This is a genomic window from Ruegeria sp. HKCCSP351 (genome assembly GCF_017872535.1).
Classification (GTDB): domain Bacteria; phylum Pseudomonadota; class Alphaproteobacteria; order Rhodobacterales; family Rhodobacteraceae; genus Ruegeria.
Window position 1 is genome coordinate 150,563 of record NZ_JAEDOV010000009.1, and the last position, 13,905, is coordinate 164,467.

General features: G+C 53.8%; 10 protein-coding genes and 1 pseudogene. 3 read left to right on the forward strand and 8 right to left on the reverse strand.

Annotation, left to right across the window (positions count from 1 at the left end):
* Window positions 1-14 precede the first annotated feature (14 nt).
* Window positions 15-884, reverse strand: a complete 870-nt coding sequence (locus I9182_RS17310; RefSeq protein ID WP_209599121.1) for a branched-chain amino acid ABC transporter permease — start codon at window positions 882-884, stop codon at window positions 15-17.
* A 95-nt stretch (window positions 885-979) separates the two neighbouring features.
* Window positions 980-2,167 (reverse strand): ABC transporter substrate-binding protein, encoded by a 1,188-nt coding sequence (locus tag I9182_RS17315; protein WP_209599122.1) that lies wholly within the window; start codon window positions 2,165-2,167, stop codon window positions 980-982.
* A gap of 229 nt (window positions 2,168-2,396) precedes the next feature.
* Between I9182_RS17315 and I9182_RS17320 the strand changes: the two genes are divergently transcribed.
* Window positions 2,397-3,107 carry a GntR family transcriptional regulator gene (locus tag I9182_RS17320; RefSeq protein ID WP_209599123.1) on the forward strand — a complete coding sequence of 237 codons (711 nt, stop codon included), beginning with the start codon at window positions 2,397-2,399 and terminating at the stop codon, window positions 3,105-3,107.
* A gap of 243 nt (window positions 3,108-3,350) precedes the next feature.
* On the opposite strand, the gene I9182_RS17325 is transcribed toward I9182_RS17320, so the two are convergent.
* From I9182_RS17325 to I9182_RS17340, 4 genes are read right to left on the reverse strand one after another with little or no spacing between them, the layout of a single operon-like run.
* Window positions 3,351-4,331 (reverse strand): C45 family peptidase, encoded by a 981-nt coding sequence (locus I9182_RS17325; protein ID WP_209599124.1) that lies wholly within the window; start codon window positions 4,329-4,331, stop codon window positions 3,351-3,353.
* A 5-nt stretch (window positions 4,332-4,336) separates the two neighbouring features.
* Complete coding sequence (locus I9182_RS17330; RefSeq protein WP_209599125.1) at window positions 4,337-5,788, reverse strand: biotin carboxylase; 1,452 nt, start codon at window positions 5,786-5,788, stop codon at window positions 4,337-4,339.
* A 19-nt stretch (window positions 5,789-5,807) separates the two neighbouring features.
* On the reverse strand, window positions 5,808-8,552 hold the full coding sequence (locus tag I9182_RS17335) for an aminotransferase class I/II-fold pyridoxal phosphate-dependent enzyme (protein ID WP_245222704.1): 2,745 nt from the start codon (window positions 8,550-8,552) through the stop codon (window positions 5,808-5,810).
* Between the two features lie 50 nt (window positions 8,553-8,602).
* Window positions 8,603-9,571, reverse strand: a complete 969-nt coding sequence (locus tag I9182_RS17340) for a carbon-nitrogen hydrolase family protein (RefSeq protein ID WP_209599126.1) — start codon at window positions 9,569-9,571, stop codon at window positions 8,603-8,605.
* Window positions 9,572-9,956: 385 nt separating this feature from the next.
* Here I9182_RS17340 and I9182_RS17345 point away from each other — a divergent pair, with 385 nt between their 5' ends.
* Window positions 9,957-10,349 (forward strand): MATE family efflux transporter, encoded by a 393-nt coding sequence (locus tag I9182_RS17345; protein WP_209599127.1) that lies wholly within the window; start codon window positions 9,957-9,959, stop codon window positions 10,347-10,349.
* 400 nt (window positions 10,350-10,749) lie between these two features.
* Here the strand turns inward: I9182_RS17345 and I9182_RS17350 are convergent, their stop codons facing one another.
* On the reverse strand, window positions 10,750-12,510 hold the full coding sequence (locus I9182_RS17350) for an adenylate/guanylate cyclase domain-containing protein (RefSeq protein WP_209599128.1): 1,761 nt from the start codon (window positions 12,508-12,510) through the stop codon (window positions 10,750-10,752).
* 90 nt (window positions 12,511-12,600) lie between these two features.
* Window positions 12,601-13,284 (reverse strand): IS6 family transposase, encoded by a 684-nt coding sequence (locus I9182_RS17355; RefSeq protein WP_209599129.1) that lies wholly within the window; start codon window positions 13,282-13,284, stop codon window positions 12,601-12,603.
* Window positions 13,285-13,749: 465 nt separating this feature from the next.
* Between I9182_RS17355 and I9182_RS20465 the strand changes: the two are divergent.
* Window positions 13,750-13,905 (forward strand): annotated as a pseudogene (locus I9182_RS20465) (IS3 family transposase); the annotation flags it as partial.

Genomic DNA, 13,905 nt, shown 5'->3' on the forward strand with positions numbered 1-13,905 from the left:
GTTTTGGCACTGCGTTATCCCCACGGTTTGCCCATCAGGCCTTGCGGGCGGATGGCCAGGAAAATCATCAGTGAGACGAAGATCAGCAGGTAAGTGATATCGCCATATTGCGAGAGCACCGCCAAACCGATGGCTTCCATGAAGCCAAGGATGATGCCGCCTGCAATTGCGCCGGAAATCACACCTGCGCCGCCGATCATAACCATCATGAAGGCCTTGATTGAGGTCGGTCCGCCCATACCCAGATTGACGCCGGTAATAGTCACGAGCAGACCGCCGACCAGACCAGCCAGCATTGCGCCCAATGCAAATCCAATCATGGAGTAGCGAGCAACATTCACACCCATGAGCTGAGCTGCGGTTCTGTCCTGCGCCAGCGCGCGCAATGCGCGACCGGTTTTGGAATATTGCATGAACAGGATAAAAGTCACGATGGACAGGATGGCCAGCACGCAAATCAAGATACGGTCATATGGCATGATCAACTTAAAATCCCAGTTTAAGACACCATTGACGATCTTGGGTACACCGCGCTGTTTCTCGCCAAAGACCAGCAGGATCACCGCATCGAACAGGAACGCCAACCCTGCTGCCAGCAGCATTGTGCTTTCCTCGCGAGAGGATCGCCTGATAACCGGAGCGAACAGAAACCGTTCTATCAGCGCGCCAAGCACAGCCAGAGTTATACAGGACGCCAAAAGCGCAAGAACGAACGGCCAACCGAGTTGTCCGTAGAAAGTGTAGGTTACAAAACCACCGAGAACGTACATCTGTCCGTGAGCAAAATTCAGTACGTTCATCAGGGCGAAAATCAGCGTCAGTCCCAAGGCTATCATCGCATATTGCGCGCCCAGATAGATGCCATTTGCTAGTATCTGTTCCATTGGAGTCCCGCGTAAGGTTCGGGTATCCCGGGCTGATCATCAGCCCGGGAGGGATTGAGGCTCGTTAGGCGATTGCCTTGGTTGGGAGTATTGCCTCAGTCGACTTCTGCGACAAAGAGCGTTTCGAACTCTCCGTCTTGGTAGACGTTCACCACCAGCGGGACCGCGATTTGACGCTTTTGTCCAAAGGAAGTCATGCCGACGTACCGCATCTTCGCATCACCCTTCATAAAAGGATTTGGCGCTTCGAACGTGTCCATTGTGGTCTGGAACGCGTTCACATCGTCGATACCTGCCGGATTGGCGTTTAGCGTCGCTAGAATATACTCCAGCGCATAGACCTTGGTATTCGACTCGTCGTTATACTCACCGAACATATCAGTGTAGCGCTTGACGAATTCCTTCATGTCATCCGACGCGATTTCAGGAGTCGAAGCGCCGCCAACGGAAATGAAACCATTGGCCAGATCACCAGCACCTTCACGCAAAACCGTCGCGTCCTGCGCCGTTTCAGTTGAAATGATGCCTTGGAAACCAAGCTCACGGGCTGAGCGGATCAGCTGAGGTGCATTGGCCGGTGATACACCCGATAGAACCAACAGGTCAGGCTGCGTTCGCATGACAGGTGTCAGAACCGGGGTAAAGTCCGTGGTGTCCACCTGATACGTCACGTTGTCAGAGACAACTTCAAGACCCAACGCATTGGCCGCTGCGATCCCTCCATCCCGCTGGCTCAGCGGATCAGACTCGTTGGCAGCAACGAATGCCACCGTCTTCACGCCTTTTTCGTCCTTCAGATACTTATAAATCGCTGGACCTGACTGATAGTTCGCAACCATGCCCAGAACCGCATTGGACGCCGGAGCGGTATAAAGCTCTTTCGGGAAAGCATATGGGAAATACATGATCCCTTTTGCTTCGGCAACTGGGCGCACGGCGGCTGCGCCATCATCCACGTTGGGACCAACCACATAGTGGATCCCTTCCTGCGCCATTTTTTCCATGCCGGCGATCGCACGTTTGGGGTCCTTCTGATCGTCGAATGAAACGATTTCGATATCGTAAGTGGTATCACCTATCTTGTATCCGCCAGTTTCATTGATCCAGTCGGCGCGTGCTTCCATCGAACGCTGGTTCGAGATGCCCCAGGCCGCCGCCGGACCTGAAGTCACACCAACAAAGCCAATCTTGAGAACCGGGTTTTCCGCCCAGGCGGTGGAGCCCAGAACGGATATGGCCAGCGCCAGGGCCGCCGATGATTTCATCAGATTTCTGCGTTTCATTATTTCCTCCCTATTGAGGTTCGGGCGCCTCTTCTGGGCGCTTGCAAAGGTCATTGAGTCACAGGTCGAATCCCGGTGATGCCGCCAAACTCAACATTGTTAACAATCTATGTCAACATTTTTTGACAAAACGTAGTGTTGATATTGCAAACAAATACTCAATATATTGTCATTCAGAAGCCGTGCCTCTAAGAAAAACGCGCATGAGTTCCAGCCGAATTGAAACCAGATGACAAACGCACAACAAAAATTCGACACCGTCCAATCTGATCCGGATGAGCAATTGATCGTTGATCGAATTTATTCCGCGGTTATGGAACAAAAGCTGGCTCCACGAACCAAATTGAGTGAACAAACCTTATGTGAGACCTTTGGCGTTGGTCGCATGCGCGTCCGCCGAGCTTTGTTGTTATTGAGCAGTCAAGGCATTGTTGAACTGCACTCCAACCGTGGTGCCTTTATAGCCTGTCCAAGCCCTGACGAAGCTCGAGAGGTTTTTGAGGCCCGCTTGATGATTGAGTCAGGCATCGTACGTACACTGGCACATGAGAATGGCAGCCTGGGAATCGACGCATTACGGATACATGTCAAAGAAGAAGATGAGGCTCGGGCAGCAAACGATCGAACCGAGATCATTAGGCTTTCAGGTGAGTTTCATGTGGAGCTGGCCAAATGCCACAACAATTCAGTACTCACACGCGTTGTCCGCGAGCTGGTGACCCGGTCATCTCTGATCGTGGCGTTGTTCGGAACCAACAGAGACTCTTCGTGTCCCGATGATGAGCACGCTTCGATCATTGATGCGATCGTGAGCGGTGACCCACAATCTGCGGAAGACAACATCCGACACCATCTCCTCCACGTAAAAAACAGTCTGGATCTGGAACAAACCCGAAAGGTTGAACCTGATCTGGCTAAGATACTCACCGGACGCATGTAATTTGGATCTGTTGCAAACTTTCGGCTATTGACGAGGTCAGATGCTGCGGGTCAATGACTTTCGGTAAAATCAGTCGAAAGTCAGTTCATGACTTCCTTCAAAGGCGCATTTTCCGAAGGATGTGTTCCTGTTCGCGGTGTTGTCTATGTCCGATACGGTGTGTCTTACCGGGATCTGGAAGAAATCATGGCTATTGCCACTGTACCTTACTTGAACAGCCCGCCCTGTCCGATCCGCCAAGTTTCAAACCTGATCCCGTGGATAATTGACCTGCAGACTGTCCGTTTGAAATTGACCAAAGCTCTTTTTCCATCTCCGCCCCGGCCATAGCAGTTCGGCTGTCAGATCGTGGGGGTGGTAGGCTGCCGTGTAAAGGGTTCCGAAACCCTGATCGAAAGCCAGCGAGTACAGCGGCGGTTTCAGGAAAGATCCGACAAAAATCTCTTTCGTCTCTGGGTGCAAAGTCAGGCGATGCAGAAGGAAACGCTCACGCTCGACCGTGGCGGTGAGACGTGCATGGCTTTTCCATTCCACGCGCTCCTGATGGTTGGTGGAAACAGCAGCATGGGTAAAAAGCGTCGGCCGGTCCGGTGCAAGAAACGCCGTAAAAAACTGCCGGTCCCGGTTCAGGACCGTAACGTTGTAGCTCATGTGGCACGGAACCCGTAGCAGAACCTCCTTCGCCTCTTCCAGCGTCGAACAGGTCTGCAAAAGGTATCGCAGGATCAGGGGAACCCCAAAGCCTTCGCCGACCGCGCGGCGGCCACCGAATGTCAGGGAAACGGTTAACCCAGCATCATTCATGCCATCCAGCAATCCAAACAAGCCATCCGAAGTGCCCATAACCTGACGTCCGTTCCAATCGGTCTTCAGGAAAATTCCATCAAAGGCCGACGGGTTGTAGTCGTAGTTCCGCACCATCAACGGTTCTGGCCCCTGCCAAATCGCCTGGCTGCACCCGGCCAGATAGCGCGGCGGGCAAAAGAAGCTCAGGAATCGCGCCTCCAGATCGCCTGCGCCAAAGGCAGCACACAGCATGTCATAGGGCTCGAGCATTTCTGGCATATATGTTTTCAGGGCATGACGGCACTCGGAGTATGTCGGGCGTGATGACAACCCTTCGCTTGCCCACCATTTGAGATAGGCATTTCGATATTCGGAGAAAATCCCGGACAGTTTCTGTCCGGGTTTCATTTCTTCTACGGCGCGAAAGGTTAGCTTCATGCACTCTACATAATCTTAAACGCCGGATCCTCAAATGCCTGAGCCGATGGCAGCGGACGTGCCGAGAATGCGTTCTTGATGCCATTGATCCAATGCTTCGACTTTGCCGTAAGCTGAAAACCCTTGGTCATCGACCTGCCCCGTGTGACGAGAATGCCCAGATCGGCCCCTTCGTACCGGTAGTCGCCAACATTCGATATCCTCAAAAAGAACGCTTCGTCTTCGCTTTCAACTGCACGCCGGTGATAATCGAACCGGTCGAACACCACCTGCCCGTCCGGCAACATCTTGTAGATCCCGGATTCTGGGGCATTGGTGATGATATCGACTGTGTCTTCGGTGTGCTTGATCACCATTTGCGACCAGGAATCGATCATGTCGGGATCGGCCCAGCGTGCGTTCAGCTCTTCGACACCTAGATTGAACGGTTTCTTCGAGAATTCCAACAGGTGGAACAGGAACAACGGCGCATCAGCATGCGCGAAAGCCGCGTGGTTGGTCATTGAGGACGCCCCTGTGATCCGGGGATTGAGCTCGCCCAACCAGATGTCGCCGGTCTTTTTGTCGATCAGGAAATCCAGTTCGAAATAGCCGCGATATCCTTCCTTGCGAAGTTGTTCACCAAATTTGAAAGTCAGTTCCCGCGCTTTCTCGCGTGTCTTCGGCGGGAACGCGGTCGAGAAAATTTCGTTTCCGCACCAGCCTCCGCGATAGGGGGTCAGTTCCTTGAACCCGACAAGTTCCGTCATCAGGGGCCCGACAATCGTGCCTTCGGACGTGGCGCAGGCTTCGATCGCCGAACCCCGGCAGTCGATGCGTTTCATGATTTTGATTTCGCCCTGGCCCACGATCTCATGTTCGTGTTTGCGGAAATCGGCCTCGGACTTGATGAAAAAGGTAGTGTGGCCCGAATCTCCAAACGCGCTTTGCAGGACAAGATCATCGCCAAGCCCCGCTTTCTTGCAAACCTTTTTCAATTGATCGTAGCTATCGACCTTGGACAGCGTATTGGGAACCGACGGGACACCCGCCTTGTTTCCAACCCGAACAGTTTCGATCTTGTTGTCCATCTTGGTGCGCAGCTTCGCCTTGGGGAACCAAACTTCGCCGCCCAGTTCCTTGACCAGTTTTTCCGTCTTTTCGTCGAACATCAGGAAAACGAATTTCGGCTTGCCGCCGCGCGCCTTGACGTAATCGACAACTTCCTTGTGCTGAAGCAGATAGTTGTTGATGTCTTCGATCGACTGAAACTCGTCATGGGGAAGTTCGGAAGGAACCAGAACGTTGGGATGGCGTCCGTCAAAGCAATCCATATAGCAGATGTACTTGAAGTTCTTGACCCATTCATCCAGTCCGAGCAGGTTGAAATTGGTCGCCGAGACAAAGTATATCGGGTCCGAATTCGTGTGAAAGTAACGGCGGATCTCCGAAATGTTCTTGAGTACCTTCTTGGGCATTTAACCTCTCCCCTGAATTTTATTTTTTGACGGACTCCAAGGCCTCTTGTGTAAACACGCGCAGACCCAGGTCTTCGCGGAAACCGTGAATTTCACTGACGTCCAGCGCCCGCATGAATGACAGGATTTCCGGACTGATGACCTGACCAGGCACCAGAATCGGAAAGCCTGGCGGATAGGGAATGATGAAGCTGGATGAGACGAGCTCCTCGCCCGCTTCAAGCCGCGCCATCAGCTTGTCATCGGTCGGAATATAGTCACAGTTGTCCTCGTCATAAGCGAGGAAAAACGCGGTTCGGATATCGCCTTCGGGCGTATCTGATCCATCCCTGAAAGCATCGTGGAACCGGCTGAAATCCGGCAACGGCGGCACGTCTTCGACCAAAGCCTGGACCCGGTTCTCAAATGACCTGCGTTCCATCTTCGAGGCATCGTCCAGAAGCTCGTCCAGGTCATTGGCAATTTCGACCAACACTTCGATCAGGTAGGCGACCGAGGATCGGGTTGTCCCGATATTGGTCATGAACAGCACGGTGTTCCGCGACGTCTTGTTGATCTGGATGCCGTATTTGTCCATCAGGATCTTGGTCTTGAACGTGTCGCCGTCCCAGCCTGTTCCACCCACGGCCAGCGTTATGCGTGTCGGGTCCAGTACAAATTCGTCCTGGCTCCACATCGTCCACTTTTCGACCCAACCGTGATCGGGATCATAGTAAGCTTCGACACCGCTCTCCCGGAACTGTTCCGGGATCATATCACCAGCGGTCACCACCTTGAAATACTTCTGCAAAACCGGATGGTCCGAGATGGCGCGCCGGATCGACATGGCTGTCTCGATCTGCTTTTGCACAAATTCGAACCCTTCCAGTTCGACCTGTCGGCGCCCCACGTCCAGCGAAGCGATGATCTGGTAGTTCGGTGAAGTCGAGGTGTGGGTCATGTAGGCCTCGTGGAAAGCTTGCTCCACCTCGCCTTTGAAATCCTGATCGTTGACGTGAATCATCGACCCCTGTCGCAATGACGTCAGGGTCTTGTGGGTCGATTGCGTGGCATAGACGCGGACACGGGCATCGGGTGGCGGAATCAGCCGGGTCTCGAGCAACTTTTCGTGGCTCGCACCCTCAAGCTTTTCCTGCTGGGCCGCCCAGGCCCTGGCCGATTCCGGCGTGCGCAGCGTTTGCCGCAATACGTTGGCAACCCCCATGGCGGTGCGCTGGCGGTAGGTCGGGTCAAACCGTGCAAAACCGAACCAGGCTTCGTCCCACAGAAAGATCAGGTCCTTCTTGATGGCCAGACACTCTTCCATGACGCGTTGAACGTTATAGACAACCCCATCGAAGGTGCAGTTGGTCAACAGCACCATCCGGACGCGATCCAGCTTTCCGGCATCTTTCAACTTCAACAGGGTGTGCTTGATTTCTTTCAGCGGTACGGCGCCGTACATCGAATGTTCGTGCAGCGGATAGCTGTCCATATACACCACGCTCGCTCCGGCCAGAACCATGCCGTAATGATGCGATTTGTGGCAATCCCGGTCGACCAGAACGATGTCGCCGGGTCGAACGACTGATTGAACAACGATCTTGTTGCACGTTGACGTACCGTTGGTCGCAAAGAACGTGTGTTTCGCCCCAAAAGCGCGGGCGGCCATGTCTTGCGCTTCCTTGATCGGGCCGCGCGGTTCAAGCAGGCTGTCCAGTCCACCCGACGTCGCGGATGTTTCGGCCAGAAAGATGTTCGACCCGTAGAATGCCCCCATGTCCTGAATCCAGTGAGAGCGGCTGATCGATTTCCCACGGCTGATCGGCATGGCGTGGAAAACACCGGTTGGCTGCTTCGAATATTCTTTCAGGGCCGAGAAAAACGGGGTTTTGAATCTGCGGTCGACGCCGCGAAGGATGTTGAGGTGCAGTTCCTGAAAGTCTTCCTGATTGTAAAAGACCCGCCGGCAGCGGCCCAGGTCCAGCCCGGCAATATCTTCGGCTGAACGGTCTGTGACAAGATACGCGTCCAATTCGGGTCGGATCTTCTCGATAAGCCGACAGGCCTCCGGTCCGTATTCATGCGGGTCGAGGCCGTCAACATCCTCGTCTTCGCTGACACGCGTCAGGTATTGGTTCAGGATCGGAAGATCGATCTTCGATTTGAGCGACAAGCCCGGCCGGATCACGACGGCCTGAACGTTGTAGTTGAACAGAACCCCGATCAGGGCGTCCTCCAGAGACGGAACAATGACCGGTTCATAAATGAACGAATCTTCCAGCCGACGCATGCGCAGCAGGTTTTGCCGCAGGAACCTTTCCTGATGTTCAGTGACATCGTCGACGATCAGCACCTCGAAATAGGGCCGCCCCAACGCGCGGGCTTCCGGTGTCAGCGAGGCTTCGTCTTCGTAGTCCTCATTGTCTATTTCATCGGAAGACAGCGGAATCGACCGCCGCCTATACGCGCCCGAGGTCAGCGCGCGTGCGATACGACGAACGCAAATCGACAGGTCCTGGACATTGCCATTTTGCAGAAGACGCCGCAGATGCTCGAAGGCGTGGATTCCAGGGAACGCCCAATAAAGTTCGATCGGTTCCAGAACATCAAACAAATGTTCTGCCGTCGCCATCAGCTTCTGGCTCTGGCGCTTTTCCCGGCCATGCAGGGCGAGGCCTTCAGCAGCCTCTCGTAAGGCGCTCCATCGATCAGCGCGAAGTTGCGTGGCGCTGTAATAATCTCGTAGGGACGGCAACTTCTTCTTCTGCGAGTGCAAGTTCAATACCTGCCTCCTTTCTGTCGCGTCCGGATCAGCGCCGCCTCCTGATCCGTTTAATCCGAACCTGTCTTTCCGTGTAAGACAGAAAGGTTAGGCGGCGTCAGCAAATCTCTTTCCGCTTCTTCAATCGAAGTTCTGGGGTCGGATGCCAGCAATCCGCGATCCGAGCCCTGCCGGGGAATTTCCAGCGGCCCGAGCGTGTTCAGGTAAGCATCGGCACCACTTGTGCGATCATAAACCGTGAAGTCTGCGTCACGATCACGGAAGCTCTTGAGAACCTGCCCAAGTCCCTTAAGACCAGTTTCTCGTTGACGCCGCACCTGATCCAGATCGATTTCTATCGGGAACATGTCTTCCTGCCCGGCGGACTGATGCAACACCGTTGCCGACGGATCGACTACCAGCGAACGACCGACACCACCGGCCCCCAGACCATTCACGTCAAAAACGTAACACTGAAACTGCGCCGCCGTCGCCCTTGCAATGGCCAGTTCCGCTTCGCGGTCAGTGGTCCCGGTCAGGACCGGGTGAAGAAGAACCTCAACACCTTGGCTGGTTAGTTGCCGTGTCGTTTCCGGAAACCAAATGTCATAGCAGATGGAAAGGCCAAAGCGCCCGACATTCGGCACATCAAAAACACAGAAATCAGTCCCTGCCGAAATCCCGGCCTCATACGGGCGGAAGGGAAACATCTTTGAATACTTGGCGACAATTTCACCGTCGGGATTGATGACGACAGACGTGTTCAGAATACGTCCATCTTCGGTCTTTTCGAACATCGACCCGGGGATCAGCCAAATACCAAAGCGGCGCGCATCCTCCTGAAACTGCAATATTGCGTCATTCGGAAACGGCTGCGCAAACCGGTCCAATGGCCCATAGGGCGCAAGTTCGGAAAACAGAACCATTTGAGTCCACGGGAACCGGGCCATCAGAATTTCAATACGGTGGCGCATCGCCTCGACGTTCGAATGAAGCGCTGCGACGTGCATCTGAACGCCGGCGATCGCAAATGGAGTCATATTGGGCATCTCTCCCGAGTAAACTGTCTGATCACCTTATTTTCAGGTGAACCCCGTGACCAGCCTGTTTTTTTAAGGGCCGCAGATTTCTGCCACAAACTGCTTGATCGCTGGCACTAGTGAACTTTGTGGATGAGTGATTTTGGGAACTGGCAAGGTGACAGTCTGTTTACGACTTGCGTCAGTGCAGGGGTTTTACGCCAATCTGCCCGTCCTACCCCGAAGCGGAATGGCAGCGCGTTGATCATCATATCTCCGGTCTTTCACAACGCATCAGGCGATTGGCAAATAGGGATATGTCGCAGGGCTGAGCAGCGCCTCCTCACTCTGATCTTAAAGCTCCTTACCGCGACTCTTTTGTCGGACATTGTCCGGCAGGTGACCCATGACAAACCAAATCCTGATTTCGCAGGCGCCCACCCACGCCGAGTTTATGCCGCTGATCCGGCTGGCAGTTCCCCTCATGGTCGGTTTGGCCGCAGCTCTATTGATCGGTGTCTTAAATACGGCGATGATTTCTCCGCAGGGGACGGTTCCTCTGGCGGCGGCAGGTGTGATCACGGCCGTTCTGATCATCCTGATTTCCACTTTTTTGGGCGTGATCACCGCAATTTCCGTACGGATCAGCCAAGCCGAGGGCGCACGCGATGCCGCGCGGGTTGCTCTAGCGTTGTGCAGCGGGCTATTGTTGTGCCTTCTGGGAGGCGGCGGCGCGGCATTGGTGATGATCGCACTCTATCTGCTGCTTGGGCCTTTGGGCAACCCAAGGAGGTTCTAGCGATCCTGCTGCCGTACTGGATGTCGATGGCGATCTGGATCGTGCCCTTAACTCTTTTTTCAGTCTGAAGGCTCTGTTTGATGCCGTTGGACGGCCGTGGCGCTATCTTATCTGGGCGTCCTGTCCAACATACTCGCAAACTACGCCTTCATCCACATCCTTGATCTTGGAATTCTGGGCGCTGGTCTGGCCAGCATATTCTCGCAATGTACGTCGCTGGTTGCTGGGATCCATGTATTGATACGCGCGCCAGGGCTGGCCGACTTTCGCCAGCGGGTGACCGTTGCATGGGCGGATGTCTGGTCACAGCCCGAAGCGGACATCCCACCAACAATTACAAATTGCGCCTTCGCACGTTGCTTGTTTTCGATGACCGGCACTTGTTCTAAAATTGGTTGCGCTAGTCAGGAATGCCCGCGGCTGTGAGCATCGAATAGTAGGCGTCATAGATTTCCGGCTTTGCGATAGAGATACGAGCGCGCATTTCCCGAAACATTGAAACGCTAAAATCAGGTTCCCGCGACATGTGAATACGCGCGAGTTCTGTGGCTCGACCCACATTGCCGAGAGCCATCTCTGCGACAAGCTCGTTCAGACGGAATACAGTTACTGAGTTATGAAATGCGCGCATTTTTTGGGCTGTTTCTTTTAGACCGTGCCAGTTCTCTTCTGCAATTTGCGATAGGCTGACTCCCATATAGACCCGGTAATTCAGCGGATCATTCGGGTTGAGCCGGAGGGCCTCTCTGGCATGCGCTTGTGCAATTTGCGCTTCACCCGTCAGGCCGTGCAATAGACAACTGGAGCCCCAGGCTGAAACGCAGTTTGGGCTTGTTTTGACCACGTGATCCACCAATGACAAGCCGTACTCGGTGTCTTCCGACAGAAACGCGAGTACGTAGCCGGCATATGCTTGCGCTTCCAAGTCTACGTGCGATGCCTCCAGAACCTCATGCGCCAGTTGAACGGCGTAATCAAATCGGTCCTTGCTTGGGCGCAAATCCGGGTTCCAAAGCAAAGTTCTGATCCAGCCTCGAAGCGCGCTGGCCAATGGATACTCACTTGAGAGCGAGAGAGCTTTTGACAAGTGGTCGTCCGCTTCAGTGAAACTGAACCTGTAGATCAAGGCCTGTGCGCGCAGGAAGTGATCATATGCTCCCAGGGTGTCTGGCCGCTTGTGCGCAGATCGGTCTATTTCTGCCTGTCTTATGCTTGGTGCAATTGAAGCTACAACGGCTTCAGTGATCTGGTCCTGGAGGTCAAAAATATCGTCGAGCTTGCCATCGTGTCGATCCGCCCAGACATGCGATCCAGTTTCCGCGTCAAACAGCTGCCCAGTCACGCGCAACCGATTACCAGCTCCGCGAACAGAACCCTCCAGCACGTAGCGGACACCAAGTTCACGGCCGATGCGGCGCACATCGACCGAAAGCCCTTTGTAAGAAAAAGATGAGTTTCGGGCGACCACGAATATCCAGGGCACTCTGGATAAGCTGGTGATTATATCTTCGGTTATACCTTCTGCGAAGTAATCTTGCTCAGCGTCGGAGGACAGATTGTCAAACGCCAATACGGCCACCGAAGGCTTGTCTGGTCGAGTTTGAATTACCGGAGGTGTAGTAGCGAATGCCGCCTGCACTGAGTCGGCGATTACAGGGCGTGCTATATTCTTCAGGTATTGCGGCCCCAATTCGGTGAACGAAACATCCACCTTACCCACAAGGTCTTGGTAAACCCGACCTGAAACGATGATCCCTCCGGGAGGAGCCAAACCTTCCAACCGGGCTGCAATGTTGACGCCGTCACCAAGAACGTCACCGTTGTCATCAAAAACATCACCTGCGTGAATTCCAATACGGAATTGCATCTCCGGGCTTTGCCCGCGTGACGCGTTCCGCTCAACCATCTGACGCTGCATCGTTTCCGCACAAGCTATGGCGTCAAACGCCGAAGAAAACTCTGCAAGAAAACCGTCACCAGTCTTTTTGAACAGCCGCCCTCCATTCAAGCCGACATTTGGCTCCAGCGCTCTAAAGTGACCCTTGTACGCGTGCAAAGCGGCTTCCTCGTCCGCACTAACAAGCGCGCTATAACCAACAATATCAGCCGCAAGTATGGCCGCCGGGTGCCGCTCCAAACAATAATCCTCCCACGTATCCATTGTGATTGAGTGTCAAAGGGATATTAGGGGTTTCGCGGGATGTGTCGCAAACTTTTGGAACGACCAGCGTCAGCTATCTATTGGATGCACCTATCCTGCGATCTCGGCAAATAGCCGAAAGCCAGATGTCGTAGTGCTGGGGAATTGCTGCTTTCGGATCATGTTGGCGACCTCAATACCGTCCAGAGTAGCCGAAGCGGATCTGAACGATATAAACCCGCACATGTGCCGCACGCGACGCTTGATAAACCGATGATCCTGCTCGATCAGGTTATTCAAATACTTGGACCTGACCGTTTGGATTTTGGCTGGGCAGCCAAATCGATTAAGGATTTTGTTCACCTCTCGAATGCCCGCGGCGTTGGCGCCACTTTTGTCGATGACAATCTTGCTCGGGATTCCATTTGAAGACAGGGCTTTGGCAAAGAACCTTGCTGCTGCTGGGCGGTTCCTACGCTCGGACAGCATGAAATCAAGTGTATTTCCTGCCTTGTCGACGGCCCGATAGAGGTACATCCATTTGCCGCGAACACGAATATAGGTCTCGTCCATGCGCCAGTAGCTCAGCGTTGGGCGTTTCTTCGATCGCGCTCTTGCTTCGATCATCGGTGAATACTTAACAACCCACCTGTTAAGTGTAGCGTGGTCCACCTGCACGCCGCGTTCGGCCATGATCTCTTCAAGGTCACGATAGGACACCGTGTACCGCAAGTAGAAGTACACAGCGTACAAAACCGCATCCTTGGGGAAATGACAGCCCTTCAATGAGATCATGCTCAATTAACCTGTTCGAAAACTACTTTGCGAGTACAAACCTCAGATCACGCACGCTCGTCAAATTGACCCCAGAGTTTGCGACACATCCCGAAAGGGTAAGTTCGGACTCGGAATCTGTCCGTTCACGCAGTTTGCGGAATTATCCATCTAAACACAGCAAGTTTCGAGCCGCATTCAGACTTCAGAAAAGTATGCGACAAAGCCCAGCAGTTGATCCTGGCGGGCGCATTCTTCCAATGCCGCATAGACGTCGCGCACTTCCTATAAGTGACCGGAATCAAACCTCTCTGCGTCAGCCACGTAAGGCTTCGAATGAATAGGGTTCGTTGCAAAGTTTTAGGTCAGCCAAATAGTTCTTCGATCGCTTCAGTTCAGATTGTCTAACGTCAGCACCCATCGGACAGATTTTGGGGTTTGAGCAACGGAGGATTTCTAGTTCATCGAAGCCAATATGGAGCGAAGATGAATAAGAAATCCGGAACATCAAAGGATGCCGCTGACAAGTTGGTCAGAGGCATTAAGCGCAAGACGCGCAAGCACTATTCAGCCGAGGAAAAGATCAGGATCGTCCTGGCGGGATTACGGGGCGAGGAGAGTATTGCTGCGCTATGCCGCCGC

Bases quoted from the DNA above. Each gene is read 5' to 3' on its own strand.
- I9182_RS17320 (WP_209599123.1), top strand. From the start codon at position 2,397: ATGACAAACGCACAACAAAAATTCGACACCGTCCAATCTGATCCGGAT.
- I9182_RS17345 (WP_209599127.1), top strand. From the start codon at position 9,957: ATGACAAACCAAATCCTGATTTCGCAGGCGCCCACCCACGCCGAGTTT.
- I9182_RS17315 (WP_209599122.1), bottom strand. From the start codon at position 2,167: ATGAAACGCAGAAATCTGATGAAATCATCGGCGGCCCTGGCGCTGGCC.
- I9182_RS17350 (WP_209599128.1), bottom strand. From the start codon at position 12,510: ATGGATACGTGGGAGGATTATTGTTTGGAGCGGCACCCGGCGGCCATA.
- I9182_RS17330 (WP_209599125.1), bottom strand. From the start codon at position 5,788: ATGCCCAAGAAGGTACTCAAGAACATTTCGGAGATCCGCCGTTACTTT.
- I9182_RS17340 (WP_209599126.1), bottom strand. From the start codon at position 9,571: ATGACTCCATTTGCGATCGCCGGCGTTCAGATGCACGTCGCAGCGCTT.
- I9182_RS17310 (WP_209599121.1), bottom strand. From the start codon at position 884: ATGGAACAGATACTAGCAAATGGCATCTATCTGGGCGCGCAATATGCG.
- I9182_RS17355 (WP_209599129.1), bottom strand. From the start codon at position 13,284: ATGATCTCATTGAAGGGCTGTCATTTCCCCAAGGATGCGGTTTTGTAC.
- I9182_RS17325 (WP_209599124.1), bottom strand. From the start codon at position 4,331: ATGAAGCTAACCTTTCGCGCCGTAGAAGAAATGAAACCCGGACAGAAA.